Source organism: Allobosea sp. CCNWLY174 (genome assembly GCF_037120455.1).
GTDB lineage: Bacteria > Pseudomonadota > Alphaproteobacteria > Rhizobiales > Beijerinckiaceae > Allobosea > Allobosea lupini.
The window spans coordinates 370,096-396,045 of the sequence record NZ_JBBBBQ010000001.1 but is presented as its reverse complement, the minus strand read 5'-3'; the positions used below and the strand labels follow the sequence as shown (position 1 = coordinate 396,045).

General features: G+C 66.5%; 26 protein-coding genes and 1 tRNA gene. 18 read left to right on the top strand and 9 right to left on the bottom strand.

All coding sequences use genetic code 11. The annotated features are described in order from the left end of the window. Positions 1-9: 9 nt before the first annotated feature. The gene (locus tag V7S63_RS01890) at positions 10-924 is read right to left on the bottom strand and encodes a LysR family transcriptional regulator (RefSeq protein WP_336529023.1); all 915 of its coding nucleotides are present in this window, start codon (positions 922-924) and stop codon (positions 10-12) included. A gap of 165 nt (positions 925-1,089) precedes the next feature. Further along, positions 1,090-3,153: a DNA topoisomerase IV subunit B gene (gene parE / locus V7S63_RS01885; RefSeq protein ID WP_100960270.1), complete on the bottom strand. Its 2,064-nt coding sequence runs from the start codon at positions 3,151-3,153 to the stop codon at positions 1,090-1,092. A gap of 302 nt (positions 3,154-3,455) precedes the next feature. On the opposite strand from parE, the gene V7S63_RS01880 reads away from it, so the two are divergent. Beyond that, positions 3,456-3,656 (top strand): hypothetical protein, encoded by a 201-nt coding sequence (locus tag V7S63_RS01880; RefSeq protein ID WP_091829211.1) that lies wholly within the window; start codon positions 3,456-3,458, stop codon positions 3,654-3,656. A 7-nt stretch (positions 3,657-3,663) separates the two neighbouring features. Here the strand turns inward: V7S63_RS01880 and V7S63_RS01875 are convergent, their stop codons facing one another. The 5 genes from V7S63_RS01875 to V7S63_RS01855 all read right to left on the bottom strand — a co-directional run bounded on the left by V7S63_RS01875 (position 3,664) and on the right by V7S63_RS01855 (position 8,868). Beyond that, the gene (locus tag V7S63_RS01875; RefSeq protein WP_336529022.1) at positions 3,664-4,797 is read right to left on the bottom strand and encodes a glycosyltransferase; all 1,134 of its coding nucleotides are present in this window, start codon (positions 4,795-4,797) and stop codon (positions 3,664-3,666) included. A 105-nt stretch (positions 4,798-4,902) separates the two neighbouring features. Further along, a complete protein-coding gene (locus V7S63_RS01870) occupies positions 4,903-6,285 on the bottom strand; it encodes an MATE family efflux transporter (protein ID WP_336529021.1) in 1,383 nt (460 codons plus the stop codon). Continuing rightward, positions 6,282-6,800, bottom strand: coding sequence for a winged helix-turn-helix transcriptional regulator (locus V7S63_RS01865; RefSeq protein ID WP_336529020.1), 519 nt, complete (start codon positions 6,798-6,800; stop codon positions 6,282-6,284). The genes V7S63_RS01870 and V7S63_RS01865 overlap by 4 nt, the downstream gene beginning before the upstream one ends. A gap of 223 nt (positions 6,801-7,023) precedes the next feature. Next, a complete protein-coding gene (gene glnA / locus V7S63_RS01860; protein ID WP_091829205.1) occupies positions 7,024-8,433 on the bottom strand; it encodes a type I glutamate--ammonia ligase in 1,410 nt (469 codons plus the stop codon). Positions 8,434-8,529: 96 nt separating this feature from the next. Next, positions 8,530-8,868 carry a P-II family nitrogen regulator gene (locus tag V7S63_RS01855; protein ID WP_057192756.1) on the bottom strand — a complete coding sequence of 113 codons (339 nt, stop codon included), beginning with the start codon at positions 8,866-8,868 and terminating at the stop codon, positions 8,530-8,532. A gap of 283 nt (positions 8,869-9,151) precedes the next feature. Between V7S63_RS01855 and V7S63_RS01850 the strand changes: the two genes are divergently transcribed. Further along, entirely contained in the window at positions 9,152-10,672 is a 1,521-nt protein-coding gene (locus V7S63_RS01850) for an NAD(P)H-hydrate dehydratase (RefSeq protein WP_336529019.1), read from the top strand. Positions 10,673-10,739: 67 nt separating this feature from the next. Here the strand turns inward: V7S63_RS01850 and V7S63_RS01845 are convergent, their stop codons facing one another. Further along, positions 10,740-11,303, bottom strand: a complete 564-nt coding sequence (locus V7S63_RS01845; RefSeq protein ID WP_336529018.1) for a PRC-barrel domain-containing protein — start codon at positions 11,301-11,303, stop codon at positions 10,740-10,742. A 192-nt stretch (positions 11,304-11,495) separates the two neighbouring features. Here V7S63_RS01845 and V7S63_RS01840 point away from each other — a divergent pair, with 192 nt between their 5' ends. Next, complete coding sequence (locus V7S63_RS01840; RefSeq protein WP_336529017.1) at positions 11,496-11,759, top strand: hypothetical protein; 264 nt, start codon at positions 11,496-11,498, stop codon at positions 11,757-11,759. Positions 11,760-12,046: 287 nt separating this feature from the next. Here V7S63_RS01840 and V7S63_RS01835 read toward each other — a convergent pair. Further along, positions 12,047-12,121 (bottom strand) — tRNA-Lys (locus tag V7S63_RS01835). A 144-nt stretch (positions 12,122-12,265) separates the two neighbouring features. On the opposite strand from V7S63_RS01835, the gene V7S63_RS01830 reads away from it, so the two are divergent. The 15 genes from V7S63_RS01830 (at position 12,266) to V7S63_RS01760 (ending at position 25,943) form a co-directional block, all read left to right on the top strand. Beyond that, entirely contained in the window at positions 12,266-13,372 is a 1,107-nt protein-coding gene (locus V7S63_RS01830) for a hypothetical protein (RefSeq protein ID WP_336529016.1), read from the top strand. Positions 13,373-13,406: 34 nt separating this feature from the next. Then, the gene (locus V7S63_RS01825; protein ID WP_336529015.1) at positions 13,407-13,718 is read left to right on the top strand and encodes an FtsB family cell division protein; all 312 of its coding nucleotides are present in this window, start codon (positions 13,407-13,409) and stop codon (positions 13,716-13,718) included. Between the two features lie 276 nt (positions 13,719-13,994). Continuing rightward, complete coding sequence (pdhA, locus tag V7S63_RS01820; RefSeq protein WP_100960281.1) at positions 13,995-15,080, top strand: pyruvate dehydrogenase (acetyl-transferring) E1 component subunit alpha; 1,086 nt, start codon at positions 13,995-13,997, stop codon at positions 15,078-15,080. Between the two features lie 65 nt (positions 15,081-15,145). Beyond that, entirely contained in the window at positions 15,146-16,558 is a 1,413-nt protein-coding gene (locus tag V7S63_RS01815) for a pyruvate dehydrogenase complex E1 component subunit beta (protein WP_336529014.1), read from the top strand. Between the two features lie 2 nt (positions 16,559-16,560). Then, on the top strand, positions 16,561-16,944 hold the full coding sequence (locus V7S63_RS01810; protein ID WP_091829071.1) for a hypothetical protein: 384 nt from the start codon (positions 16,561-16,563) through the stop codon (positions 16,942-16,944). After that, a complete protein-coding gene (locus V7S63_RS01805; RefSeq protein WP_336529013.1) occupies positions 16,935-18,305 on the top strand; it encodes a pyruvate dehydrogenase complex dihydrolipoamide acetyltransferase in 1,371 nt (456 codons plus the stop codon). The genes V7S63_RS01810 and V7S63_RS01805 overlap by 10 nt, the downstream gene beginning before the upstream one ends. A 7-nt stretch (positions 18,306-18,312) precedes the next feature. Beyond that, positions 18,313-19,011 (top strand): SGNH/GDSL hydrolase family protein, encoded by a 699-nt coding sequence (locus V7S63_RS01800; RefSeq protein WP_336529012.1) that lies wholly within the window; start codon positions 18,313-18,315, stop codon positions 19,009-19,011. Beyond that, positions 19,008-19,556, top strand: a complete 549-nt coding sequence (locus tag V7S63_RS01795; protein WP_336529011.1) for an endonuclease domain-containing protein — start codon at positions 19,008-19,010, stop codon at positions 19,554-19,556. Before V7S63_RS01800 ends, V7S63_RS01795 begins: the two co-directional genes overlap by 4 nt. A 2-nt stretch (positions 19,557-19,558) precedes the next feature. After that, positions 19,559-20,998 (top strand): dihydrolipoyl dehydrogenase, encoded by a 1,440-nt coding sequence (gene lpdA, locus V7S63_RS01790; protein WP_091829063.1) that lies wholly within the window; start codon positions 19,559-19,561, stop codon positions 20,996-20,998. A gap of 233 nt (positions 20,999-21,231) precedes the next feature. Then, on the top strand, positions 21,232-21,480 hold the full coding sequence (locus V7S63_RS01785; protein WP_091829060.1) for a GlsB/YeaQ/YmgE family stress response membrane protein: 249 nt from the start codon (positions 21,232-21,234) through the stop codon (positions 21,478-21,480). A gap of 46 nt (positions 21,481-21,526) precedes the next feature. Continuing rightward, a complete protein-coding gene (locus tag V7S63_RS01780) occupies positions 21,527-21,862 on the top strand; it encodes a GlsB/YeaQ/YmgE family stress response membrane protein (RefSeq protein WP_336529010.1) in 336 nt (111 codons plus the stop codon). Between the two features lie 71 nt (positions 21,863-21,933). Then, positions 21,934-22,209 (top strand): GlsB/YeaQ/YmgE family stress response membrane protein, encoded by a 276-nt coding sequence (locus V7S63_RS01775; protein ID WP_091829055.1) that lies wholly within the window; start codon positions 21,934-21,936, stop codon positions 22,207-22,209. A 95-nt stretch (positions 22,210-22,304) separates the two neighbouring features. Continuing rightward, entirely contained in the window at positions 22,305-23,303 is a 999-nt protein-coding gene (gene lipA, locus V7S63_RS01770; protein ID WP_336529009.1) for a lipoyl synthase, read from the top strand. Between the two features lie 14 nt (positions 23,304-23,317). Continuing rightward, positions 23,318-23,785: a type II toxin-antitoxin system RatA family toxin gene (locus V7S63_RS01765; protein WP_336529008.1), complete on the top strand. Its 468-nt coding sequence runs from the start codon at positions 23,318-23,320 to the stop codon at positions 23,783-23,785. 49 nt (positions 23,786-23,834) lie between these two features. Next, a complete protein-coding gene (locus V7S63_RS01760; RefSeq protein ID WP_336529007.1) occupies positions 23,835-25,943 on the top strand; it encodes a fused MFS/spermidine synthase in 2,109 nt (702 codons plus the stop codon). Positions 25,944-25,950: the final 7 nt, after the last annotated feature.

Below are 25,950 nucleotides of genomic sequence, written 5' to 3'. Positions count from 1 at the left end.
GGTGCGCCGTCAGCGCTTGCCTTCCAGCCTGCCACGATGCTCGCGGAACAGTGCACGCAAGGCGTCGAGCGCGGCCAGCACAGCCGGCCGCTGCCTGCTGCTCTCGTGCGAGACCAGGAAGATCTCGTCGGCGGTCGCCTCGGGCGGTTCCTCCAGCCGGATCAGCCCCGCATCGCCATCCGCCAGGAAGCATGGCGCCATCGAGACCGCACCGGATGAGCGGATGCTCTCATAGCGCGCGGCCGAATCGCCGACGCGCGCGGCGATCGGCCGTCCGGCGGCCCAGGCGAGGATGTGCTGCTCGATGCGTGAGGAGACGTCCCGACTGACCGAGATCACCGGTGCGGTCGAAGGATCGACATCGCGGTGGACGTAGAAGGCCTGCGCCAGCCTGCCGACCTTCTGGCCGAAATAGCCGGCGTCACCTGGCGGTTTGCGCATGCGGATCGCGATCTCGGCCTCGCCGCGTGCCAGATCGAGCCGCTCGCGGGTACTGATGATGACGATCTCGATGCCGCCCGCGGCTGCCGAGAGCCGGGCGGCGTGCTGGGTCAGGAACAGGCTGATCGAGGTCGTCGCCGTGATGCGGACGGGAGCGTCATCGCGGGCGCGGGCGGCGTTCGCTCGTGTCGCGAAGCGCGCGACGGCCTCGGCCGCCGCTGCCGCATCGTCGGCGAGCGAGAGGCCGATCTGCGTCGGGATCAGACGGTTGGCGCCGCGCTTGAACAGGGGCAGGCCGAGACGCGCCTCGAACGCTTTGAGGCGCCGCGCAACCGTCGTCTCGCTCAGTCCGAGCGCAGACGCTGCCAGAGCGAGGCCGCCCGTGGCCGCGATGGCGTGGAAGATTTCAAGATCGGCCCAGAGCGAGGTCTGGGCCGAAGCCAGGGCATCGCGTCGAGATGGAGAGGCAGGAGGCTCGCCCATTCGCTCAAGGGCCGGAAAGAGGGCGCGGACTCGTGGCGCTGGGCGGGATCATGATCGGCATCGTGCAGGTCGGTCGGCATGCGCGCAAAGTGCGCGCATGTCGGTTGCAAGACAGCCCGGCGGGCTTGCCGGGGAGCCCGGCGCGCGAGCCGGCCAGGCTTCGCCTCACAGGTCGATCAACTCGCCGGCGAAGGCGGCCCGCTCCTGGATGAAGAGGAAACGCGCCTCGGGCTTGTTGCCCATCAGCCGCTCGACCGTGTCCGAGGTCTCTTCCTTAGCCTCATGGTCGACCATGACCTTGAGCAAGGAGCGCTTGCTTGGGTCCATCGTGGTCTCCTTGAGCTCGGCCGGCATCATCTCGCCCAGGCCCTTGAAGCGGCCGATCTCCGGCTTCTTGCCCTTGAAGACAGTCTCGATCAACTCGTCCTTATGGGCCTCGTCCCGGGCATAGACGGACTTGGTGCCGTGACGCAGCCGATAGAGCGGCGGCACGGACAAGTAGAGATGCCCCTTCTCGATCAGGCGCGGCATCTGGCGCCAGAAGAACGTGACCAGCAGCGAGGCGATATGGGCGCCGTCGACATCGGCGTCGGTCATCACGATGACCTTCTCGTAACGCAGATCGTCCTCGCGGAACTGGCTGCCGATGCCGCAGCCCAGCGCCAGGATCAGGTCGGCAAGCTGCTGGTTGGCGTTGAGCTTCTCGCGGGTCGCATTGGCGACGTTGAGGATCTTGCCGCGCAGGGGCAGGATCGCCTGATTGGCGCGATTGCGCGCCTGTTTGGCCGAGCCTCCGGCGGAATCGCCCTCGACGATGAACAGCTCGGAGCCTGCGGCGCCGGCATTGCTGCAATCGGCGAGTTTGCCGGGCAATCTCAGCTTGCGTGTCGCGGTCTTGCGCGAGACCTCCTTCTCGAGGCGGCGGCGCTGGCGCTCCTCGGCCCGGTCGACCGACCAGTCGAGCAGCCTCAGCGCCTGTTGCGGCGAGGCGGCGAGCCAATGGTCGAAAGCATCGCGGATCGCGTTCTCGACGATGCGGGCCGCTTCAAGCGTCGCCAGCTTGTCCTTGGTCTGGCCCTGGAATTCCGGCTCGCGAATGAAGACCGAGAGCATGGCGGCGCAGGTCGCCATCACGTCGTCGGCGGTGACCTGTGCCATGCGCTTTGACTGGCCGATGCGCTCGGCATGGTCGCGCAGGCCGCGCAGCAGCGCGATGCGCAGGCCGGATTCATGCGTGCCGCCCTCCGGCGTCGGGATGGTGTTGCAGTAGGAAGAGGAGAAGCCGTCCTCACCGGTCGCGAGCCATGCCACCGCCCATTCGAGCGAGCCGTGGCCGCCTTCCTTGGTGATCTTGCCCGAGAAGATCGGCTCGGCGACGAGGTCCTTGCCCTCGATCTCGCGGGCGAGATAGTCGCGCAAGCCGCCTGGGAACTTGAACACCGCCTCGGCCGCGACATCGCCTTCCGGCTGCAAGCGCGACGGCGCGCAGCGCCAGCGGATCTCGACGCCGCCGAAGAGATAGGCCTTGGAGCGGGCCATGCGGAACAGCCGCGCCGGGACGAAATGCGCGCCTTCGCCGAAGATCTGCGCGTCCGGATGGAAGCGAACGCGGGTGCCGCGGCGGTTCGGCGCCCGGCCGACGGTCTCCAGCGGCCCCAGCGGGATGCCGCGCGAGAAGCTCTGGCGATAGAGCATCTGGCCGCGCGCCACCTCCACCTCGACCAGATCGGAGAGCGCATTGACGACGGATACGCCGACGCCGTGGAGACCGCCCGAGGTCTCGTAGACCTTGGAGTCGAACTTTCCGCCGGCGTGCAGGATCGTCATGATGACTTCGAGCGCCGACTTGTCCGGAAATTTCGGATGCGGGTCGATCGGCATGCCGCGGCCATTGTCGGTGACCGCGAGCGAGCCGTCGGCGAAGAGCTCGACATCGATGAAGCTGGCATGGCCGGCGACCGCCTCGTCCATGGCATTGTCGATCACCTCGGCGAAGAGGTGATGCAGCGCCCGCTCATCGGTGCCGCCGATATACATGCCCGGCCGGCGCCGCACCGGCTCCAGACCCTCGAGCACCTCGATCGCGGACGCGTCGTAGCCGGCCTCGGAGGGCGTGCCGCTGCGCGGGGGCGGAGCAGGGCGCGCGGCCGGCTTCGGCGCAGGGGCGGGCGCACGCGATTCCTCGCGCATCTCCTTGCCGCCATCTTCGCCGAAGAGATCGTCCGTCATCGTCACCGCACTCGCTGATTCGCTCAGATCGCAGGATAGCGCATCGGCCTGCCGACCGCCTGCCGGAGCCCCTATAACCCGCCGCTCTCCCGCAATAAACCGATCGGATCGCCGCCGAAAGTCAGGATCAGCGAGACCGTCGCCGAACCGTCATTCAAGGATGACACGGTCGGCCATGGAACCTTGGCCGGCACTTGTCGGTTCAGCAGCCATTAAGGGCCCCGGTTTCATCATCGCGATGCAAATCGGGACTGGCTCCGACAGCACATTCGGCTAAGCTGGCCAGAGGGGGGGAAGGTCTCGTGGCGTCGCGTTCCGCTGTACCCAAGATCCGTATTGCCGGCCTCGAGCGGGCCGCGCGTTTTGCCGGCGAGGCCTTCGCTTACGAGGAACTCTCCAGCGTAGAGACTCGGCACGATGCCGAGAGCGCGCAGCTGCGGCGGCTCTGGTGGGGCGCCGCCATCGTCGCGCTGATCGGTCTGGCGATCGTCGCGCTGCGCTGAGCGTATTTCAGGCAGGAGCCTTCAAGCCGTCATAGAAGCTGATATGGGCGAGGGCGGCCTCACTCCATAACTTGGCGAGATCGACGCCGATCGCCTCCGCCTTGCGGACCTGGGCGGCGAGGATCGCCTCGGCGAAGCGCTCGGGCGTGGCGTCTGTCGAGCAAAGCACCGTCGCCGGATTGTCGATCTTCGCCTTCAGCGCGGGCGCAAGCGCGAACTCGTCCTGCCGCTCCGGTTCGGTCGAGACCAGCGGGATCGCGAGCTGGCTGACCGCCTGGAAGCTGCCGCGCCGCGTGCTGATCCCGTCGGTGAAAGGCAGCAGGAAGACATCGGCGGCCGAGAGCGTCGCCATCAGCTCGCTTTCGTCGTCGATCCGGCCGCGGAAATCGAGCCAGTCGGAGACGCCGAGTTCGCTCGCGAGCGCAAGGAAGGCTTCGCGATCTCCAGGTTTGTCCCAGAGGAAATCGCCGCAGATCAGCAGGCGCGCCTTGACGCCGCGCTGGTGCAGCGCCTGCGTCGTGCGCAGGAGGACATCGGGCCGCTTGCTGGCATAGAGCACGCCGAAATAGCCGATCACGACATCGGCTTCGCTTGCGCCGCTGCCGCGCAGCTTCACTCGTTCAGCCGCGACCCGCTCGGGATCGATCCGGGCCGGCATGATGTTGGGGCCGATCGGGATGACCGGCGCCGCCTGCTTCTTCGCCGAGCCGACCAATGGCGTCGTCACGAAGCCCTCGCGCTGCTGCGGCGAGACGAGGACGAAGCCGTCGCAGGCGAGGATGTCCGGTACCATCGAGAGATAGCGCAGGCGATTGAGCGAGGCCCATTCGTGCAGGGTGATGGCGATGCGGCCCTTGCGGGTCATCAACCGCGCCGCCATCAGCGCCGAGCCCGGCACGACGCTGTTGCCCCAGCCCTCAATCGGCATCTGGAAATGCACGACGCGGTCGCGGCGCAGTTCCTCGGCGATGGCGCCGATGAAGGCGGCCGGACGTTCCGGCTCGATCGTCCGGATCGCGACGAGGCCCGGGCGCAGCGCATTGACGGCGCCGGCGAGCCGATAGGCGTAGTCCATCACCGCGCAGGTGACGGGCTTGGCCGAGCCGAAGATGACGACGGAGGGGGCGGGGGCAGCGGGCATCGGCGGCAATCTACAGCATGGGCGGGTGGCCCACCTTCGCACCGCTTTGCTAAGCTTCGGTTGAGCGCCGCCCCCAGCACAAGGGATTGCGCGGCGCCGCCTGGATCAGGACACCGGCCTGAACCAGGTCCCGTTCGCGACCGCGGCGAGCATGATGCACCCGAAGCAGAGAAGAGCCGCCGCCAGCGCCGCAAAGAGCCCGGTGAGCCCTCCGCCGGACGCGAGTGCCAGCGAGCCGATCCCCAATGCGATGGTCATGCGGACACCGCCCGCGATCAACGGCCAACGCAACTGGCCGGCACCCTGCGAGGCGAAATAGAGCGACAGGCCGAGGCCGAAGAAACCATAGGCGGGCCCGACGATCCGCAGATAGAGGCTTCCGGTCGCGATCGCGGCAGGATCGGTCGTGAAAAGCCCGATCCAGGCCGCCGGCCATGCCGCGGCGGCCAGCCCGATCGCTTCCGTCAGCGCAAAGGCGATGGCTCCGCCCGTCAGTGCGATCCGCAGCGCGCGGTCCTGGCGGCCCGCGCCGATATTGGTGCCGACCAGCGCGACGAGCGGGGCGCCGAGCCCGAAGACGAGCGGGATCAGCAGGTATTCGAGCCGTGCGCCTGTCCCGAAACCGGCGACGGCGCCGACACCGGCCGCACCCGCGACCAGAGCTGTGGCGGTCGCGATCGTCAGATTGGTCATCAGCGACGTCACCGAGCCTACGGCGCCGACGCGCAGGATCGACCAGAACAGCGGCCAGCGCAGCGGCACCCAGCGGAAATGCGCGAGGTTCCTGCCAGAGAGCACGTACCAGGCCAGTGCGGCCGCTCCGCCCGCATAGAACAGAACGAGCGCGGTGCCCGCTCCCGCGATGCCCAATGCAGGCACCGGCCCCCAGCCGAAGATCAGCAGTGGTGAAAGCGGGATCAGCAGGGCGACGCCGACGATGGTGACCAGCGCCGGGACAAGCATGTTCCCGGTACCGCGGATGACGCTCGCCAGGCCGTTCATCAGCCAGAGCAGCAGGTTTCCCGCGAAGACGACATCAGAATAGGCGAGGGCGGCATCAAGCTCGCCGGAGGTCGCGCCGAGTGCCCGATAGATCGGCCGCCCCCAGACCAGCATGACAGCCGAGAAGACCAGTCCGAGCAGCAGGTTGATCACGACGGCATGGAGCACGAGCGCGTCGGCTTCCTCGCGCTGGCCGGCGCCGAGGGCCCGGGCCACGGCCGAGGAGATGCCGCCTCCCATCGCGCCGGCGGAGATCATCTGCATCAGCATTGCCGCCGGGAAGACCAAAGCCATTCCCGCAAGCGCCTCGGTGCCGAGATGCGAGACCCACCATGTCTCGATCAGGCCCGTCGAGGCCTGGGCGAGCATGATCAGCATGTTGGGCCAAGCGAGACGCAGCAGTGTCGGGACGATCGGGTCGTTGAGCAAACGCAGCGTGCGCGCGCTGTGGATGGCGTTTCCGGGCGCCGCCTCGGTCGTGGTCACGAACGGCTCTCCGCCTCGTGCCGGACGCGCGCCGCTGCGATCAACGCCTGGCGCGCAAGACCGCGATTGCCCAGCGCCGGACCGGGCCTGGTCTCGAAGATGGGGTCGGCGAGCGACTTGCCGCTGACGCTGTCGACGAGGATCGGCTCGGCGGCCAGGCCCGTCGTCCGATCGACGATGAGCATGCTTGGCCCCTCCGGCGCGAAATGCCGGTTCCCCCAGGCGAGCAGCGCCTGCACCACCTCGCGGAAGTCGCGGCCGCGTTCGGTCAGGACGTAATCGTACCGCCGCGGACGCTCGCTATAGGCGCGCTTTTCCATCAAGCCGCCGTCGACCAGTCCTGCCAGACGTCGCGCCAGCATGTTGGGCGCGATCCCCAAGCTGCGCTCGAACTCGTCGAAGCGGGTCAACCCTTGCAGGGCATCGCGCAGGATCAGGATGCTCCACCACTCGCCGACGCGGTCGAGGCCGCGGGCGATCGGGCAGGACATTGCGGCGAAGGGGGTCCGTTTCATGGGTCGCCTCGATTGACTTGCATTATGCAAGTTACAGATGCGACTTGCATGATGCAAGCTACCTTGAGCGGCGCCATGCGAAGAGCGCCGAACGCCCTATTGGGAGGCCGGACGCTGGACATGAAAAAACCGGGGCGTTTCCGCCCCGGTTTGAAGGTGGACTGCGGATCGCCGCAGCCAGGAGGAAATCCTGTCCGGACCCGAAGCCCGGCCGGAAACCTGCTCAGTAGGAATAGTACATCGTGAACTCGACCGGGTGCGGCGTCATCTCGAAGCGCGCCACGTCCTGCATCTTGAGCTCGATATAGCTCTCGATGAAGTCGTCGGTGAAGACGCCGCCGGCCTTGAGGAAGGCGTTGTCCTTCTTGAGTGAATCCAGCGCCTCGCGCAGCGAGCCGCAGACGGTCGGGATCTTCTTCAGCTCGCGCGGCGGCAGGTCGTAGAGATCCTTGTCCATCGCCGGGCCCGGATCGATCTTGTTGAGGATGCCGTCGAGGCCGGCCATCGTCAGCGCGGCGAAGGCGAGATAGGGGTTCGCCATCGGATCGGGGAAGCGAACCTCGACGCGCTTGGCCTTCGGCGAAGTCGTCCACGGAATACGGCAGGAGGCCGAGCGGTTGCGCGCCGAATAGGCGAGCAGCACCGGCGCCTCATAGCCCGGGACCAGGCGCTTGTAGGAGTTGGTCGACGGGTTGGTGAAGGCGTTCAGCGCCTTGGCGTGCTTGATGACGCCCCCGATGAACCACAGGCACTCCTGCGACAGGTCGGCGTACTTGTTGCCGGCGAAGAGGGGCTTGCCACCCTTCCAGATCGACAGGTGGACGTGCATGCCCGAGCCGTTGTCGCCATAGACCGGCTTAGGCATGAAGGTCGCGGTCTTGCCGTAGCTCTGGGCGACATTGTGGATGGCGTACTTATAGACCTGCATCTGGTCCGCCATATGCGTCAGCGTGTCGAACTTCATGCCGAGTTCGTGCTGGGCCGAGGCGACCTCGTGGTGGTGCTTCTCGACCTTGACGCCCATCGCCGCCATGGCAGCGAGCATCTCGCCGCGCATGTCCTGCGCCGAATCCTGCGGCGGAACCGGGAAGTAGCCGCCCTTGATCGCGATGCGGTGGCCGAGATTGCCGCCTTCGTACTCGGTCTGGCCGTTGATCGGCAGCTCGACGCTGTCGAGCTTGAAGCCGGTGTTGTACGGGTCAGCCGAGAACTTGACGTCGTCGAAAACGAAGAATTCGGCTTCGGGGCCGACATAGACGGTGTCGCCGATGCCGGTCGACTTGAGGTACGCCTCGGCCTTCTTGGCCATGCCGCGCGGGTCGCGGCTGTAGGGTTCGCCGGTCGCCGGCTCGAGCACGTCGCAGTTGATGACCATGGTCGAGGCCGAGAAGAACGGGTCGATGCAGGCCGTCGTCGGGTCGGGCATCAGCAGCATGTCGGACTCGTTGATCGCCTTCCAGCCGGCGATCGAGGAGCCGTCGAACATCGTGCCCTCGGCGAAAATCTCTTCGTCGATCATCGAGACGTCGAAGGTGACGTGCTGCCACTTGCCGCGCGGATCGGTGAAGCGGAAGTCGACGTATTTGACGTCATTGTCCTTGATCGCCTTCAGGACCTCTTTGGCGTTCTTCATCTCACGACTTCCTTTGTCGACTGCTAGGGTCTCACGACAGACGCTGCCCGCGGGACTCCGCCGGCGCACGCATTCCTTCGGGGATGGGACCAATCCTCAGATCGCGTCCGCGCCGGACTCGCCGGTGCGGATACGGATCGCCCCCTCCACGCTCGATACAAAAATCTTGCCATCGCCGATGCGGCCGGTCTGGGCCGCCTTCTTGATCGCCTCGATCGCGCGCTCGACCATGTCGTCGGCCAGCACGATCTCGATCTTCACCTTCGGCAGGAAGTCGACCACATATTCGGCGCCGCGATAGAGCTCAGTATGACCCTTCTGGCGGCCGAAACCCTTCGCCTCGAGCACCGTGATGCCCTGGAGGCCGACCTCCTGCAGCGCCTCCTTCACCTCGTCGAGCTTGAAGGGCTTGATGATCGCTTCGATCTTCTTCATGCGCCGACCGACCTCCTTGGCGTGACCTTCGACCACTGTACGCAGCCTTTTTCCGTTCTGACCATGGCGGCCGGTCCGGATCAACCTCGGCGCGTCCAGCAAAACCCCGCCTGTGCTGCTCATAGCATCGGCGCCGTCCGGCCGCCATGACGCCCCCCAGGGCAAACCGCCTCTTGAAGAGGCGAAAAACCGTCCAAAAAATATGCAGATGCTTATCTTGGGTGCAAATAAGTAAATTGCCTGCATCCTTGCCTCGGCGCCTGTGCCGGCAGACAATCCTTTGATGACGATGGCTGCCGATCTCTCGCCCCTCGCTTTGCTCAGCGTCGCCGAGATGGCGGCGGCGGACGCGGCGACGATCGCGACCGGTACGCCGGGCATCGTCCTGATGGAAAGGGCGGGCAAGGCGGTCGCCGATGCGGTGACGCGGCGCATCCGCCCCGGTCAGAGCGTCCTCGTGCTGAGTGGCCCCGGCAACAATGGCGGCGATGGTTTCGTCGCGGGCCGGCTGCTGGCCGAGCGCGGCTGCCGGGTCACGCTAGCGCTCGCCGCTGACCCCACCGCCTTGACGGGCGATGCGGAGCTGGCGGCGCAGGGCTGGACGGGCCCCGTCGCGGCAGTCGGTGAAATCGACCCGGCCAGGCATGACCTCGTGGTCGACGCCCTGTTCGGCGCCGGGCTCAGCCGTGCGATCTCCGGCGAGCTCGCGGCGCTTGTCGAGCAGGTCAACGCCGCAGGCAAACCCGTCGTTTGCGTCGACGTGCCGAGCGGTGTCCACGGCGATACCGGGCTCGCGGACGGCCCCGTCATCCGCGCTGCCGAGACCGTGACCTTTTTCCGGCTGAAACCCGGCCATCTGCTCCAACCGGGTCGATCGCTCTGCGGTGTCGTCACCCTGGCCGATATCGGCATCCGGGCCGAGACCATCTTCGCGCCGGGCAGGATCACGCCATCGACCTTCCGCAATGCGCCAGGCCTCTGGCGCACACGATGGCCGGACCATGACCCCGGCGTCCACAAATATGCCCGCGGTGCTGTTGCAGTCGCTGCGGGCGGATTGTCCGGTGTCGGGGCGCCGCGGCTTGGCGCTCGTGCGGCGCTGCGCATCGGCGCAGGGCTCGCGACGATCATCTGCCAGCCGGAGGCGCTGGCGGCGCATGCCGCGCGCGGCCCCGATGCCTTGATGCAACGTGCGGCGGCCGACGCCGCAGCCTTCGAGGCGATGCTATCAGGAGGCAAGGTCGACGCCCTGCTGATCGGGCCGGCTCTCGGCCTCGACGATGAAGCGCGATCCTGGGTGGCGGCCGCTCTACGCAGCGACCGTGCTTGCGTCTTCGATGCCGACGCGCTGACTCATATCGGCGCGCAGCGGCCGGCCTTCACTGATCTGCTGCAGCAGCGTGCCGGATTGGCAGTGCTGACGCCGCATGAGGGCGAATTCAAGCGCCTCGTCGCCGATGCCGCGGGCTTCGACCCCGAACGCGGCAAGCTCGAGCGGGCGCGTCGCGCTGCCGGGCTGATGGGAGCAGTCGTTGTCCTCAAGGGGCCGGATACGGTCATCGCCGCGCCCGATGGGCGCGCCGCGATCAACAACACTGGTTCTTCCGCCCTGGCGACCGCCGGCTCAGGCGATGTCCTCGGCGGAATCGTCGCCGGCCTGCTGGCGCAAAAGATGCCGGCGTTCGAGGCGGCCTGCGCCGCCGTATGGCTGCATGGGCGGGCTGGCGAGACGAGCGGCCTGGGCTTGATCGCCGACGACCTGCCTGAGGCGCTCCCTGGCGTGCTGGCAGAGGTCGAGGACTGAAGTGCTCGGCAAACAAAAGGCCCGCCCCTTTCAGGGCGGGCCTCGAGTGAGCGTTGCCAGCGCGTGCTTAGCGAGCGGCGTAGGTCACGGCCGGAGCGGACGTCAGTTGCTCCTTGGTCATCGTGATCTTGCCGTGGTCGGGATACATCTCCGGACCCTTCTTGGCTGCCGGCGGCGCGTTCATCGCCGTGCTGCCGCCAGTTCCGGTTCCGCCGGCCGGGGAAGGAGCCGGCGTAACCATCGGCTCCTCGCTCCACTGCACCTGCTCGAACGGGATGGCGACATCCTTGGTGCCGATGCCGAGGAAGCCGCCGACGCCGACCGTGACAAGCTCGATCTTGCCGGCCTTGTCGAACACGACCTCGGTGACGTCGCCGACCTTCTTGTTGTCCGGACCGTAGATGTCGACGCCCATCAGCTTCGATGCCCGCCATTTGCCCTGGCCGGCGAGGTTGTTCTCGGGAGCCTTGGCGGTTTCGGCCGCCGGCGCCGGGGTGGCCGGCGCGCTCGTCGCGGGCGCGGTCGGCTGCGGGCTCGGCGGCTGGTTCGAGGGCGCGCTGGTCTGCGCGACTGCAGCGGTGGCAAGCATGACGCCGCCGATAGCCGTCAATGCAACGTGACGCTTGTACATCGTATTTCCTCCTATCATGTCCGCATGTGCGGAATGATCGAACAACGCGGAAAAGGCGTTTTGGTTCGCGTATGGGGAGCATGCGCCTGTCGTTTTACGGAGGCGGAACTCCGCGACGCCTGTCGGCTTAGCGCTTCGGTAAGGCCTGTGCGCTTTGCTGACGGCCCGCCACGTGGCTCGGAGCCTGACAGAATGCGCAGGAATCTTACGCTTCTGAGCCTCGCTGCCCTCGGTATGATCGCGACGACACGACCCGCCGCGGCCTTCTGGGAGCGCTCGCAATGGCGCGTCTGCTCCGAGGGGACGACGGCAGCCGACTACCAGCGCTGGCGCTGTTGGGAGCTCGACGCCTATGGCGGAGCGATCGCGCCGTCGGGAGGCCAGTCCTTCGGTGGAAGGGCGCTGCGGCAACCGCGGGGGAAGCCGCCGGGCGGCATCGTCGAACGTCTGGGCTAAAGACGGCAGGGCCGGCGGCTTTGCCGATCCAAATAACGACGTCGGGCGCTTAACCTGGCCTCATGCTGGCGGCATGCTCCGGAGGATTCCACTGGGGACTCCACATCAAGCATCACCTGGACTGGCTTTCTGAAATGCTGGAGTAGGCCGCGTGAAGTAGCGGTTGAGTCGCGACCGATGCCGCGGAATCGCGCTTACCGACCAGCAAAATGCTTCCCAAAACACAGATTGGGAAGCAATCTGGAAAACGCTACTTATAAAAAATCAAGCCAAACTATTGATTTTGTTGGTGAGCGGGGAGGGGATCGAACCCTCGACCACATGATTAAAAGTCACGTGCTCTACCACTGAGCTACCCGCCCTCACCGGCGCGCTTCCCGTTCGCTCGATCAGCGAAACGATCATGCAGCGCACCAATTCAGTCTGCTCCGGTGCGCTGACATAGGCAGGTGGCGCGCGCCGGTCAACATTGTTCCGGCCGACGCATCGTGGCAGAAGCACTGCCGATGGCGAACGAGCGTGCAACCGGAGCAGTGCCGAGCGGCGCACCGCAAGACTGGCGCGGCTGGACCACGGCGTTCGCGCTTGCCGCCGCGACGCTGACGGCCTTCCTGCTCGGCTTCATCATCGTGCTCGATCCCTACGGTGCGCGCTTGCGGGCCGGCCAGCCCGCGCGGCCGCTGATGGATCTCAACCAGCGCTTCATGTATCCGCAGATCGTCAAGTCGGGAGCGTTCGATTCGGCCGTCCTCGGCACCTCGACGATGCGCCTGCTCGATCCGCAGATTCTGTCGAAGGGATTGTCCGCCCGCTTCGCCAATCTCGGCATGAATGCCGCCACACCCTGGGAGCAGAGCCAGATCGCCGGCCTGTTCGCGCGCAAGGTTACGGCCCCGAAGGTCGTGATCTGGGGTATCGACCAGACTTGGTGCGACGCCGATGCGACCGACGAGGCTCGCCGGTTGACGCCGCGGCCGTTCCCGCCCTGGCTCTATGACGACAGCGCTTGGTACAACTGGCCAAAGCAGCTCAATGTCACCACGCTCGAGATCGCGCTGCGCCTGGCTGCCTATCGGCTCGGCCTGCAGCCGGAGCGCCTGCGCGGCGACGGCTACGAGGTCTTCACGCCGCCCGAAGAGACGTATGATCTCGCTCGCGCGCGCTCCCATCTCTATCGCAGCCACGGCGGCAGAGCGCCTGATCTGGCGCCCCAGGCGCCTGGCGCCGCGGTGTCGGCCGCCGAACGCGCGAGCTGGCGCTTCCCGGCGCTTGCCTGGCTGGAGCAGGGCCTCGCCGCGTTTCCGGCGGCGACGCGGCGTCTGATCGTGCTGCCCCCGGTCCATGCCGGCGCGATGCCGCGCGAAGGCAGCCCGGCCTGGCAACGCTTTGCTGCCTGCAAGGCGCAGATCGCGGCGATCGCGTCACGTCAAAAGGCCGTGGTCGCCGACTACACCCATCCGTCGGCATTGACCCGCGAGGATGCCAATTACTGGGACCCTCTGCACTATCGGTTGCCGATCGCGCGCCGGCTCGAAGCCGATCTGATCACGCTGGGACAGGGGCAGCGAGCTCCGGACGACCCGGCCTTGATCGTGATTGGCGCTCCTCGTTAACTGCGCATCAACCAAGCGACTCTACCGTGGCGGCATGGTCATCCGCCGCGGTCTCCGCTCTGTCCTGGTCACGCTCGCGCTCTATCTCGTGTCGAGCGCTGTGGTCGGCTATTTCCTGTTCCACGCGCAGCACGGAGCGCGCGGGCTCGAGACGTCGGCCGGCCTGCGCGAGAATCTCGGCGAGATGGAAGCGGAACTCGCTAGCCTGAACGGCGAACGGCAGGACTGGGAGAAGCGCCTGGGACTGATGCGCGACGAGGCCATCGATCGCGACCTGCTCGAGGAGAGGGCGCGTGCCGTGCTCGGGCGCATCCACCGCAACGACGTCGTCGTCATGGGGCGTTGACGCCCCCGCAGCGTCCTTGAGGCGAGGCCAGCGAGCCGACGTTCCAGCCGGGAAAACAGCTCTACCGATCGGTTGCGAGGCACACGCCGAAAGCGGCGCCGAGCCAGCTTTCCCAGCGTCATTGGTCGCAAAAAGATCGATTAACCGATAATCGGTTAAATGGCATTATCGTATAAATGTCAGATACTTAGGTTATGTTGCAGTGCGAGATGCCCGTCTCGCCAAGGTGTGGGGCTTACTCTACAACCAAAGCAGTAGAGCTCGGGAGGACCGTTCATGGCCATTGCCGCACGGAAGACGAAAGCAGGGGCGCCTGCGAAGGCAGCCGCAAAGGCGCCAGCGAAGAGCGCTTCGAAAGGTGCGGCCAAGACGCTTTCGAACGTCCCGACCTTCAACAAGGACGAAGACCTCCACGCCTATCGCGAGATGCTGCTGATCCGCCGCTTCGAAGAGAAGGCGGGCCAGATGTACGGCATGGGCCTGATCGGCGGCTTCTGCCATCTCTATATCGGCCAGGAAGCCGTGGTCATCGGCATGCAGATGGCGTCGAAGGAGGGCGACCAGGTCATCACCGGCTATCGCGACCACGGCCACATGCTGGCTTGCGGCATGGAATCGCGTGGCGTGATGGCCGAGCTCACCGGCCGGCGCGGCGGCTATTCGCACGGCAAGGGCGGCTCGATGCACATGTTCAGCCGCGAGAAGAATTTCTATGGCGGCCACGGCATCGTCGGCGCCCAGGTTTCGCTCGGCGCCGGCCTCGGCTTCGCCAACTGGTACCGCCAGGACGGGCGCGTATCGATGGCCTATTTCGGCGACGGCGCCGCCAATCAGGGCCAGGTCTATGAGAGCTTCAACATGGCCGAGCTCTGGAAGCTGCCGGTCGTGTTCGTGATCGAGAACAACCGCTATGCCATGGGCACCTCGGTCAACCGTGCCTCGGCCCAGACCGACTTCTCCAAGCGTGGCGTCTCCTTCGGCATCCCGGGCGAGCAGGTCGACGGCATGGACGTCCGGGCCGTGCGCGAGGCGGCGAGCCGCGCCATCGAGCATGCTCGCTCCGGCAAGGGCCCCTACATCCTGGAAATGCAGACCTACCGCTATCGCGGCCATTCGATGTCCGATCCGGCGAAGTACCGCTCGAAGGACGAGGTCCAGCGCATGCGCGAGGAGCACGACCCGATCGAGCAGGTCCGCGCCCGCCTGACCCGCGAGCATAAGGTCGGCGAGGACGAGCTCAAGGCGATCGACGCCAAGGTCCGCGAGATCGTCAACGACGCGGCGGAGTTCGCGACGCATGACCCGGAGCCGGACGTCTCCGAGCTCTACACCGATATCCTGCTGGAGCCGGCGCAGGCCTGAAGGCCGCGCTCGATCCTCCCCGCCCTTTCAGCCCTCGCGGCCATCCCAGAAATCCGGGTGCGTAAATGCCGATCGACATTCTGATGCCCGCCCTGTCGCCGACCATGGAACAGGGCAAGCTCGCCAAGTGGCTGAAAGCCGAAGGCGACAAGATCAAGGCCGGTGACATCATCGCCGAGATCGAGACCGACAAGGCGACCATGGAGGTCGAGGCGGTCGACGAGGGCGTGCTCGCCAAGATCCTAATCGCCGACGGCACCGAGAACGTCGCGGTCAATTCGCTGATCGGCCTGATCGCCGCCGATGGCGAGGACGTATCCGCCGCGGCCAGCGGCTCCGCCAAGGCGGCTCCCGCGCCGCAGGCCGCGGAGAAGCCGGCGGAGCCCGAAAAGGCCGCCGAGGCGCCCACCAGCCCGGCTCCTGCCGCAGCGGCGAGCGTTCCGGCACAGGCGAAATCCTATGACGCCTCCTCCGAGTTCCCGGCCGGCGCAGAGATCGTCTCGATGACGGTGCGCGAGGCGCTTCGCGACGCCATGGCCGAGGAGATGCGTCGTGATGCCGACGTCTTCGTCATGGGCGAGGAGGTCGCCGAGTATCAGGGCGCCTACAAGGTCACGCAGGGCCTGCTGCAGGAGTTCGGCGCCCGCCGCGTCATCGACACCCCGATCACCGAGCACGGCTTTGCCGGCATCGGCGTCGGCGCGGCGCTGACCGGCCTGAAGCCGATCGTCGAATTCATGACCTTCAACTTCGCCATGCAGGCGATCGACCACATCATCAACTCGGCGGCCAAGACGCTCTACATGTCCGGCGGCCAGATGGGCTGCCCGATCGTCTTCCGCGGCCCCAACGGCGCCGCCGCCCGCGTTGGCGCCCAGCACAGCCACGACTATGCCGCCTGGTACTCGAACGTGCCCGGCCTCAAGGTGGTGATGCCCTACAGCGCTTCCGATGCGAAGGGCCTGCTGAAGAGCGCGATCCGCGATCCCAACCCGATCATCTTCCTCGAGAACGAAATCCTCTACGGCCGCTCCTTCGACGTGCCCAAGGGCGACGATTTCACGATTCCCATCGGCAAGGCCAAGGTCGTGCGCCCGGGCAGCGACGTCACCATCGTCTCCTTCGGCATCGGCATGACCTATGCGCTCGGCGCGGCCGAGGCGCTAGCCAAGGACGGCATCGAGGCCGAGGTGATCGATCTCAGAACCATCCGCCCGATGGACATCGAGACCGTCATTGCCTCGGTGCAGAAGACCAATCGCTGCGTCGCGGTCGAGGAGGGCTTCCCGCAATCGGGCGTCACTGCCGAGATCGGCATGAAGATCATGGAAGCGGCCTTCGACTATCTCGATGCGCCCGTCGCGCGCGTCACCGGCAAGGACGTGCCGATGCCCTACGCCGCCAATCTCGAGAAGCTTGCGCTGCCGAATATCGGCGAGGTCGTCGCGGCGGCCAAGGCCGTCTGCTATCGGGCCTGACCATGCAGGTGACGATCGGAGCCATGCTGGTTTCGGTCGGCCTCGCGGCGATCGGGGGGCTGGCGAGCTATGCCTATGTCCAGCCCCGCAAACGGCTGGCGCCGCGCCCGCTGACACCGAGAGACCTCGCTACGACGCGGCTCTATCTGCACCGTGTCGACATATTCGCCTTCGTGCTCGCCGCCGCCGGCGTGCTGACGCTGATTCCGGAAAGCGTCCAGGCTTTCGCGCCCGAACTCATGGCCGGCAAGACGCTGGCCGGCACGGCGCTGGAGCATCTCGACTATATCGCCTTCGTTCTTGTCTCCGTCAGTTTCGGCATGGGCGTCATCCGCCGCATGCTGTTCATCGCATTGGAAAAAGCGAGCCTCCAGCCATGCCCGTGAACATCCTGATGCCCGCGCTCTCTCCGACGATGGAGAAGGGCAATCTCGCCAAGTGGCTGAAGAAGGAAGGTGACGCCATCAAGTCCGGCGACATCATCGCCGAGATCGAGACCGACAAGGCGACGATGGAGGTCGAGGCGGTCGACGAGGGCGTCCTCGCCAAGATCGTGGTGCCCGAAGGCACCGCCGACGTCGCCGTCAACGAGGTGATCGGCGTGATCGCCGGCGAAGGCGAGGATGCCAAGAGCGTCTCGGCGCCCGCCAAGGCCGATGCTCCGAAAGCCGAAGCTCCCAAGCTGGAGCCGGCAAAGGCCGAGGCGGCTGCACCGAAAGCGGAAGCCAAGCACGAATCGACACCGCAGGTCACCGCGGAATCCGGCTTGAACACCGGTGGCAAATCGGTCTCGGGTGATCGGCCCTTCGCCTCGCCGCTGGCACGCCGCCTCGCCAAGGAGGCCGGCATCGACCTTGGCAAGGTCCAGGGCTCGGGCCCGCATGGCCGTATCGTCGAGAAGGACATCGAGGCAGCCAAGCAGGGCGGGACGGCCAAGACCGCGCCGGCTGCTGCCCCGGCAGGCGCTCCTGCCGCGCCAAAGCCCGCCGCCGCGCCGCTCGCGACCGGCCCCTCGGACGAGCAGACCAAGAAGCTGTTCGCGCCGGGCTCCTATGAGGAGATCCCGCATGACGGCATGCGCAAGACGATCGCGCGCCGCCTGACCGAGGCCAAACAGACCATCCCGCACTTCTACGTCACGCTGGATTGCGAGCTCGACGCGCTGCTGAAGCTGCGGGCCGAGCTCAATGCCGCCGCGCCGGAGAAGGACGGCAAGCCGGCCTACAAGCTCTCGGTCAACGACATGGTGATCAAGGCGCTGGCGCTGGCGCTCAAGGCCGTGCCGGACGCCAACGTCTCCTGGACCGATGGTGCCATGCTCAAGCACAAGCATGCCGATGTCGGCGTCGCCGTCTCGATCCCGGGCGGGCTGATCACTCCGATCATCCGCGACGCCTGCCACAAGACGCTCTCCCAGATCTCCAACGAGATGAAGGACATGGCGGCACGGGCGAAAGCGCGCAAGCTGAAGCCCGAGGAGTATCAGGGCGGCACCACGGCGGTCTCGAACCTCGGCATGTTCGGCGTCAAGGACTTCGCCGCGGTGGTGAACCCGCCGCATGCGACGATCCTGGCGGTCGGCGCCGGCGAGCAGCGGGTCATCGTCAAGGGCGGCCAGCCGGCCGTCGCGACGGTGATGTCGGTGACGCTCTCGACCGACCACCGCGCCGTGGACGGCGCGCTCGGCGCCGAGCTGCTCCAGGCCTTCAAGGGCTATATCGAGAAGCCGATGGCGATGCTGGTGTGAGGCGGCGATGACCCGCCAGGCCCGCATCCTCGCTTTCGGCGATTCCCTGACCTGGGGCCGGATCGCAAACCGGCCGGAGCGGCATGGCGACGATGTGCGCTGGCCGCGGGTGCTCGAGAAGGCGCTCGGCGGCTATGCCACGGTGATCGAGGAGGGGCTCAACGGCCGGCGGATCGCGCTCGAAGACCCCTTACGCCCCTATCGCTCCGGCATCTCGCTCCTGCCACTCTTCATCGAGTGCCATGCGCCGCTCGATCTCGTCATCCTGATGCTCGGCACCAATGACTGCCAGCGCCAGCATTCGCTGGCGCCCTACGACGTCGCCCGCTCGATGCGGATGCTGGCGCAGGTGGCGCAGCGCCCACCCGTCGAGCCCGGCATGCCGGTACCGGAGGTGCTGATCGTCGCGCCGCCGGTGGTGCGCATGCCGGATGACCCCGAGCATGAGGCCAATTTCTTCATGGAGGGGGCGCCCGAGAAGATGGCGCTGCTGGCGACCTATTATCGCCGCATCGCCGACGAGATCGGCGTCAGCTTCTTCGACGCGGCTGCGGTCGCGACGGTGACCGGCGCGGACGGCATCCATCTCGACGCCGAGAACACCCGCGCGATCGGGCTGGCGCTTGCCCCCGTGGTCGACGGCCTGCTCGGCCTGCCATTGCCGGCGCGCGGGCCGGCGCTGCGGATTACTGGGCGCGTGGGATGATGGCGCGACAGGTTGTTTGCGCATGCGCTAACCCCTCCCCCCTGGGGGGAGGGGCAGGGGTGGGGGTCGTCCTGCAGCGCTGGTCCGTGGTGGGGTGCATTATGCCGTGGGTGCAAGCCAAGGATCGCGTCGCTGGCGAGGCAGCTAAGCGAAACGCTGCGACGCTACGGCGTAGCCAAACAGAACCCGAGAAGCGCCTCTGGATGCTTCTTCGCAAGCGCTTGCCGCAAGAAGGCCGGCATTTTCGCCGGCAGGCCGCGCTTGGATATTATGTTGTCGATTTCGTCTGCTTCAGCGCCCGTCTCATTATCGAGGTGGACGGCGACCAGCACGGATCTGATACGGCGGTTCGCTATGACGCAAAGCGTTCCGCCTGGCTTGAAACCCAAGGATTCCGCGTCCTGCGCTTCACTAACCGCCAAGTGATGATCGACGCCGATATGGTGGTCGACACGATCTTTGCCGCCCTGACGAATAGCCCCGAACCCGGTCATACCACCCCCACCCCCAGCCCCTCCCCACAAGGGGGAGGGGAGGAGCGCTAGCCATGGCTGACTACGACATCATCATCATCGGCTCCGGCCCCGGCGGCTATGTCGCGGCGATCCGCGCGGCGCAGCTCGGCTTCAAGACGGCGATCGTCGAGCGCGAGCACCTTGCCGGCATCTGCTCGAACTGGGGCTGCATCCCGACCAAGGCGCTGCTGCGCTCGGCCGAGATCCTGCACTACGGCCAGCACGCCAAGGATTACGGGCTGACCCTGGAAGGCTCGTTCAAGGCCGATCTGGAGGCGGTGGTGAAGCGCTCGCGCGGCATCGCGGTCAGGATGAATAACGGCGTCCAGTTCTTGATGAAGAAGAACAAGGTCGACGTGATCTGGGGCGAGGCCAAGCTCACCAAGGCCAACACCATCGTGGTCGCGCCGACCAAGAAGCCGGCGATGCAGCCGCAGGGGCCGATCCCGAAGGGCGCCAAGGGCGAGGGCACCTATACCGCCGACCATATCATCGTCGCGACCGGCGCCCGTCCGCGCGCCCTGCCGGGGCTGGAGCCGGACGGCAAGCTGATCTGGACCTATTTCGAGGCGCTGGTGCCGCCGACCATGCCGAAATCGCTGGTGGTGATGGGCTCCGGCGCGATCGGCATCGAGTTCGCTTCGTTCTATCGCACGCTCGGCGCCGAGGTGACGGTCGTCGAGGTGATGCCGCAGGTCGTCCCCGTCGAGGATGCCGAGATCGGTGCCTTCGCCCGCAAGGCTTTCGAGAAACAGGGCATGAAGATCCTGACTTCGACCAAAGTCACCAAGGTGGAGAAGGGGGCGAACTCGGTTACCGCCCATGTCGAGGACGACAAGGGCAACAAGCAGACGATCACCGCCGAGCGGATGATCTCGGCCGTCGGCGTCGTCGCCAATGTCGAGAACCTCGGCCTCGAAGCGCTCGGCGTGAAGCTCGATCGCGGCGTGATCGCGATCGACGGCCTCTGCCGCACCAATGTGAAGGGCATCTACGCGATCGGCGACGTCGCCGGCCCGCCGATGCTGGCGCACAAGGCCGAGCACGAGGCGGTGATCTGCGTCGAGGCGATCAAGGGCCTGCACCCGCACCCGATGGACAAGGCGATGATCCCGGGCTGCACCTATTGCCACCCGCAGATCGCCAGCGTCGGCCTGACCGAGGCCAAGGCCAAGGACGCCGGGCACCAGCTCAAGGTCGGCCGCTTCAACTTCGTCGCCAACGGCAAGGCTGTGGCGCTGGGCGAGGACAGCGGCATGGTCAAGACGATCTTCGACGCCAAGACCGGCAAGCTGCTCGGCGCCCACATGGTCGGCGCGGAGGTCACCGAGCTGATCCAGGGCTTTGTCGTCGCGATGAACCTCGAGACCACCGAGGAAGAGCTGATGCACACCATCTTCCCGCATCCGACCCTGTCGGAGACGATGAAGGAGGCGGTGCTCGATGCCTACGGCAAGGTGCTGAACGCCTGAGGAGGGACAGCGTCCAGAATCCTTCCGCTCCGTTCATGGAGGAACGCGGGTCATCCCGGACAAGCGGCGAAGCCGCGCCGATCCGGGATCCATTCCGGAACAGTTCAGGCATGGGTCCCGGGTCTACGCTTCGCTGCGCCCGGGACGACTTGATCATGCGGCGCGCCGCACAGCGTTCACATCCGCTTCACATCGGTCCGGCGATGATATGAGGCCTGATCAGGAGGATCGCCATGGACCTTCGTGCCGTTCTCGTCGCTCTCGCCATCGGCGCCGTCGCCGGCTGGCTCGCCAGCATCGTCATGGGCGGCGGCGGCCTGATCCGTTACATCATCACCGGCTTGATCGGCGCCTTCGTCGGCAGCTTCCTGCTGCAGTTCCTCGGCATCAGCCTCGGCATCGGCAATCCGCTGGTCTCGCAGATCGTCACCGCGACGATCGGCGCGATCGTGGTGGTCTTTTTGGCCCGGTTGATCGCCTGATCTCCCGGCGCTGGAATTCGCGCGCGGCCGAGGCCATATCCGGCCGATGACGCGCGCCCGCAAATCCGCCAAACCCGATCGGATCGTTCCGGACGACAAGATCGAGATCCTTCCGCCCGGCACGAAGCTCGCGCTCTACTGGCGCCGGCTTCTGCCTCCAGTGGCGTTCGGTACCGGCGCGGGCTTCATCGCCAGCCTGGTCGTCGGCGGTGGCGGCTTCCTGCGCCATGCCGTGGTCGGCCTGCTCGGCATGCTGGTCGGGCAGGGCATCGTCCGCGTCACCGGCTGGCGCGCGAGCACCGGCTACCGCTTCCTCGATTCAATGGCGATGGCGGTGATCGGCGCCATCCTGGTGGTGCTGCTGGCCCGCTTCATTGCCTGACGGAACCAGCGCGCGGGTGGCGCGTTGCAGACTGCGGCCGGCTGGCCGGACTTGAGGGCAGGGGGATTGCCATGAACGACCAGATCTATGCCGCGCTCGGCACGCCGGGCTATGGCTTCTTCATGACGCTGCTGATCGGCGTCATCGCCGGCTGGATCGCCGAGCGCGTCACCTCGTCGGATCACGGCCTCTTCACCAACATGATTGTCGGCGTCGCCGGCTCCTTCGTCGGTAGCCGTATTGCCGAACTGCTGGAGATCCCGATCTTCGGCTTCTGGCGCACGCTCGTCGCTGCGATCGCCGGCGCCTGCCTGCTGATCGTGGTCTGGCGCGCGGTGCGCAACTGAGTCCCATGGCGCGCGGGTTGCTCGCGAGGCACTTCGGCATTAGCTAGACGGGAGTGGCCGCGCCCTGCTGCGCGGCGCCAGTAACGGACCCGTCCATGGCCGTCGTGCTCGACCTCCTCAACCGCGATCCGCGCCCCAATGCCGGCAACCCGAAATCCGAGGTGAAGCCGGAGCTGCGCCATCCGGAAAAGCAGAAGCGGCCGGAGAATCCGATCCTGCGCAAGCCGGACTGGATTCGCGTGAAGGCCCCCGGCTCGCCGAAATGGGCCGAAACCCAGAAGATTGTGAAGGCCGAAAAGCTCGTCACGGTCTGCGAGGAGGCGGGCTGCCCCAATATCGGTGAGTGTTGGGAGAAGAAGCACGCCACCTTCATGATCATGGGCGACACATGCACGCGCGCCTGTGCCTTCTGCAACGTCAAGACCGGCGTGCCCGAGGCACTCGATCATGACGAGCCGCGCAAGGTCGCCGACGCCGTCGCCAAGCTCGGCCTGGACCATGTCGTGATCACCTCGGTCGACCGCGACGATCTCCAGGATGGCGGCGCCGAGCATTTCGCCCGCGTCATCCGCGCCATCCGCGAAGCTTCGCCCGGCACGACGATCGAGATCCTGACGCCGGACTTCCTGCGCAAGCCCGGCGCGCTCGAGATCGTCGTCGCGGCCAAGCCCGACGTCTTCAACCACAATCTCGAGACGGTGCCCGGCAAGTACCTCAAAGTGCGCCCCGGTGCCCGCTATTTCCATTCGCTGCGCCTGCTGCAGCAGGTGAAAGAGCTGGACCCGACCATCTTCACCAAGTCCGGCATCATGGTCGGCCTCGGCGAGGAGCGGAACGAGGTCCTGCAGCTGATGGACGATCTGCGCTCGGCCGAGGTCGATTTCATCACCATTGGCCAGTACCTCGCTCCGTCGCGAAAGCATCATGCCGTCATCCGCTTCGTCACGCCGGACGAGTTCAAGAGCTTCGAGACCATCGCCTATGTGAAGGGCTTCCTGATGGTCTCCTCGACGCCTTTGACGCGCTCCTCGCATCATGCCGGCGAGGACTTCGCCAAGCTGCGGGCTGCACGCGCGGCCAAGCTCGGCAGCTGATCGGCCCAAGTCACATGCCGATGTTCAACAGCACCCGCCGGGTGAAGCATTCGCCCGGAGAGATGTTCGCGCTTGTGGCGGATGTCGAGAAGTACCCGCAGTTCCTGCCGCTTTGCGAGGGGCTGACGGTGCGCAGGCGCACGCCCCGCGAGGGCGGCGGGGAGGTGCTGCTCGCCGACATGACGGTTGGCTACAAGGCGATCCGCGAGACCTTCACCAGTCGCGTCACGCTCGACCCCGGCAATCTCAAGATCGTGGTCGAATATGTCGACGGGCCGTTCCGCTATCTGGAGAACCGCTGGAGCTTCAAGCCGCTCGATACGGGCAGCGAGATCGGCTTCTTCATCTCCTACGAATTCGCCAGCCGCATGCTCGGCCTGCTGATGGGCGCGATGTTCGACAAGGCCTTCCGCAAATTCGCCGAGGCGTTCGAGAAGCGTGCCGACGCGATCTATGGCAGCAGCCCGGCGGCGCTCACCTAGTCTTAAGCGGCCTGCGCCATTGTTTCCCTCGTTCCGGCAGGGGGAAGGCATGGACACTCCAGTGATGCAGACGCCTGCCGGCGCCAGTGCGCGCGGGATGAGCGCGGTACTGCCGGTCTTCGCCGGCACGATCTTTCTCTCCGCCTTCCTGCTCTTCGGCATCCAGCCGATGTTCGCCAAGATGGTGCTGCCGAAGCTCGGCGGCTCACCGGCAGTCTGGTCGACGGCGATGGTCTTCTTCCAGGCGATTCTGCTCGCGGGCTACGCCTATGCGCACTGGCTTGTCAGCCGCTTCAGCGTGCGGCGCGCCGCGCTGATCCACATCGCCCTGATGATCGTGGTCGTAGCGACCTCACTACCCATCGGCATCGCCGCCGGCTTCGAACGCCCGCCGCAACAAGGCGAATTCTCCTGGCTCCTGCTGCTCTTCGCCGCCTCGGTCGGGTTGCCCTTCTTTGCTGTCTCCGCAAACGGCCCGTTGCTGCAGGCCTGGTTCGCCCGGACGGGCCATGCCCATGCCCGCGATCCCTACTTCCTCTATGCTGCCTCCAACATCGGCAGCTTCCTCGCTTTGCTCGCCTATCCGTTCGCGGTCGAACCCGCCCTCAGACTGGCGACACAGGCTTCGGCCTGGGCCTGGGGTTTCGGTCTGCTGCTCGCCGGCATCACGGCTTGCGCCGGATTGTGCGTCGGATCGGCGGCGGGCACGCGCGATACCGCCCCGCTGATGGCCGAGCCGATCCCTGCCGGCCGCAAGTTGCATTGGCTCTTCCTTGCCTTCGTGCCGTCTGGCCTGCTGGTCGCCGTAACGGCGCATATTTCGACCGATGTTGCGGCCGGCCCGCTGCTTTGGGTCGCCCCGCTCGCACTCTTCCTGCTGACCTTCGTCATCGTCTTCCAGCGCAAGCCGCTGCTGCGCCATGGCTGGATGCTGAACGTGCAGCTGCTGCTCGTCCTCTGCTACATGGCCTCGATGGTGTTCAACCTGCGCCTGGGCTGGGGCAGCGAACTCGTCCTCCATCTCTCCATTCTGTCCGTCACGGCGATGGTCGCGCATGGCGAGCTGGCGCGGCTGCGGCCGTCAGCGGCGGAGCTGACGAGCTTCTACCTCTGGATGTCGTTCGGCGGTGTGCTGGGCGGCGTGTTCGCCGCCTTGCTGGCGCCATTGCTGTTCAATTCCGTGGCCGAGTATCCGCTTCTGGTCGTGGCAGGCATGCTCTGCCGCCCGGGTTTCACCTCCGTCCGGCCGTCGCGGCGGCAAGGTGCCGCGCTTGCTTGCCTGGCCGTTGTCGCAATGACGGCGCTCATCGTCCGTGAAACCACCCGGACGGACATGGTTCGCTCCTTCTTCGGCGTGCACCGGATCAGCGAGATGCAGGCGGGCCGCTTCCGCGTACTCAGTCACGGCAGCACGATCCATGGTGCGCAACGCCTGCGTCAGGATGACGGTACGCCGGTGTCCGGGCGCCCGGAGCCGTTGACCTATTACTTCACCGGCGGTGGCATTGCCGATGGCATCGACTCCGTTCGCCAGGCGAGGGGAGGCACCCTTGGAGCCGTCGCCGCGATCGGCGTCGGGACGGGCTCGCTCGCCTGCCAGGCCCGCACCGGCGAGGATTGGCGCTTCTACGAGATCGACCCGGCGGTGATCGGGATCGCGACCGATCCGGCCCGCTTCAGCTTCTTCAGCGTCTGTGCACCCAAGCCGACCTTCGTCATCGGCGATGCGCGGCTGACGCTCGGCGACGCCAGCAACGGCTCGCTCGACCTGATCGTCGTCGATGCGTTCTCGTCCGACGCGATCCCGGTCCATCTGCTCACCAGCGAGGCCCTGGCGCTCTATATGCGCAAGCTCAAGCCGGATGGAGCCGTGCTCCTGCACATCTCCAACCGGAACATGGAGCTTCAATCCGTGGTCAGGGCGACGGCGGCAGGGCAGGGGCTGACGACCTGGATCAACAGCCCGGTTCGGACCGAAGCCGATCTGCAAGCCCTGAAAACCGCTCCGAGCGTCGCAGTGGTCACGCGGCCGGGCGTCGATCCGGGTCCGGTCGTGAAGGGGTGGAAGCAGCAGGTCGGACCGGGGACGACCCGTCCCTGGAGCGACGACTATGCCGACATCGTCGGCGCGATCTGGCGGCAGCTTTCGCCGAAATAGGCACCGC

What these genes read in the sequence shown, in the direction of transcription:
- V7S63_RS01890 (WP_336529023.1), bottom strand. Translation starts at nt 924, where the DNA reads ATGGGCGAGCCTCCTGCCTCTCCATCTCGACGCGATGCCCTGGCTTCG.
- parE (WP_100960270.1), bottom strand. Translation starts at nt 3,153, where the DNA reads ATGACGGACGATCTCTTCGGCGAAGATGGCGGCAAGGAGATGCGCGAG.
- V7S63_RS01875 (WP_336529022.1), bottom strand. Translation starts at nt 4,797, where the DNA reads ATGCCCGCTGCCCCCGCCCCCTCCGTCGTCATCTTCGGCTCGGCCAAG.
- V7S63_RS01865 (WP_336529020.1), bottom strand. Translation starts at nt 6,800, where the DNA reads ATGAAACGGACCCCCTTCGCCGCAATGTCCTGCCCGATCGCCCGCGGC.
- glnA (WP_091829205.1), bottom strand. Translation starts at nt 8,433, where the DNA reads ATGAAGAACGCCAAAGAGGTCCTGAAGGCGATCAAGGACAATGACGTC.
- V7S63_RS01855 (WP_057192756.1), bottom strand. Translation starts at nt 8,868, where the DNA reads ATGAAGAAGATCGAAGCGATCATCAAGCCCTTCAAGCTCGACGAGGTG.
- V7S63_RS01850 (WP_336529019.1), top strand. Translation starts at nt 9,152, where the DNA reads ATGACGATGGCTGCCGATCTCTCGCCCCTCGCTTTGCTCAGCGTCGCC.
- V7S63_RS01845 (WP_336529018.1), bottom strand. Translation starts at nt 11,303, where the DNA reads ATGTACAAGCGTCACGTTGCATTGACGGCTATCGGCGGCGTCATGCTT.
- V7S63_RS01840 (WP_336529017.1), top strand. Translation starts at nt 11,496, where the DNA reads ATGCGCAGGAATCTTACGCTTCTGAGCCTCGCTGCCCTCGGTATGATC.
- V7S63_RS01830 (WP_336529016.1), top strand. Translation starts at nt 12,266, where the DNA reads ATGGCGAACGAGCGTGCAACCGGAGCAGTGCCGAGCGGCGCACCGCAA.
- V7S63_RS01825 (WP_336529015.1), top strand. Translation starts at nt 13,407, where the DNA reads ATGGTCATCCGCCGCGGTCTCCGCTCTGTCCTGGTCACGCTCGCGCTC.
- pdhA (WP_100960281.1), top strand. Translation starts at nt 13,995, where the DNA reads ATGGCCATTGCCGCACGGAAGACGAAAGCAGGGGCGCCTGCGAAGGCA.
- V7S63_RS01815 (WP_336529014.1), top strand. Translation starts at nt 15,146, where the DNA reads ATGCCGATCGACATTCTGATGCCCGCCCTGTCGCCGACCATGGAACAG.
- V7S63_RS01810 (WP_091829071.1), top strand. Translation starts at nt 16,561, where the DNA reads ATGCAGGTGACGATCGGAGCCATGCTGGTTTCGGTCGGCCTCGCGGCG.
- V7S63_RS01805 (WP_336529013.1), top strand. Translation starts at nt 16,935, where the DNA reads ATGCCCGTGAACATCCTGATGCCCGCGCTCTCTCCGACGATGGAGAAG.
- V7S63_RS01800 (WP_336529012.1), top strand. Translation starts at nt 18,313, where the DNA reads ATGACCCGCCAGGCCCGCATCCTCGCTTTCGGCGATTCCCTGACCTGG.
- V7S63_RS01795 (WP_336529011.1), top strand. Translation starts at nt 19,008, where the DNA reads ATGATGGCGCGACAGGTTGTTTGCGCATGCGCTAACCCCTCCCCCCTG.
- lpdA (WP_091829063.1), top strand. Translation starts at nt 19,559, where the DNA reads ATGGCTGACTACGACATCATCATCATCGGCTCCGGCCCCGGCGGCTAT.
- V7S63_RS01785 (WP_091829060.1), top strand. Translation starts at nt 21,232, where the DNA reads ATGGACCTTCGTGCCGTTCTCGTCGCTCTCGCCATCGGCGCCGTCGCC.
- V7S63_RS01780 (WP_336529010.1), top strand. Translation starts at nt 21,527, where the DNA reads ATGACGCGCGCCCGCAAATCCGCCAAACCCGATCGGATCGTTCCGGAC.
- V7S63_RS01775 (WP_091829055.1), top strand. Translation starts at nt 21,934, where the DNA reads ATGAACGACCAGATCTATGCCGCGCTCGGCACGCCGGGCTATGGCTTC.
- lipA (WP_336529009.1), top strand. Translation starts at nt 22,305, where the DNA reads ATGGCCGTCGTGCTCGACCTCCTCAACCGCGATCCGCGCCCCAATGCC.
- V7S63_RS01765 (WP_336529008.1), top strand. Translation starts at nt 23,318, where the DNA reads ATGCCGATGTTCAACAGCACCCGCCGGGTGAAGCATTCGCCCGGAGAG.
- V7S63_RS01760 (WP_336529007.1), top strand. Translation starts at nt 23,835, where the DNA reads ATGGACACTCCAGTGATGCAGACGCCTGCCGGCGCCAGTGCGCGCGGG.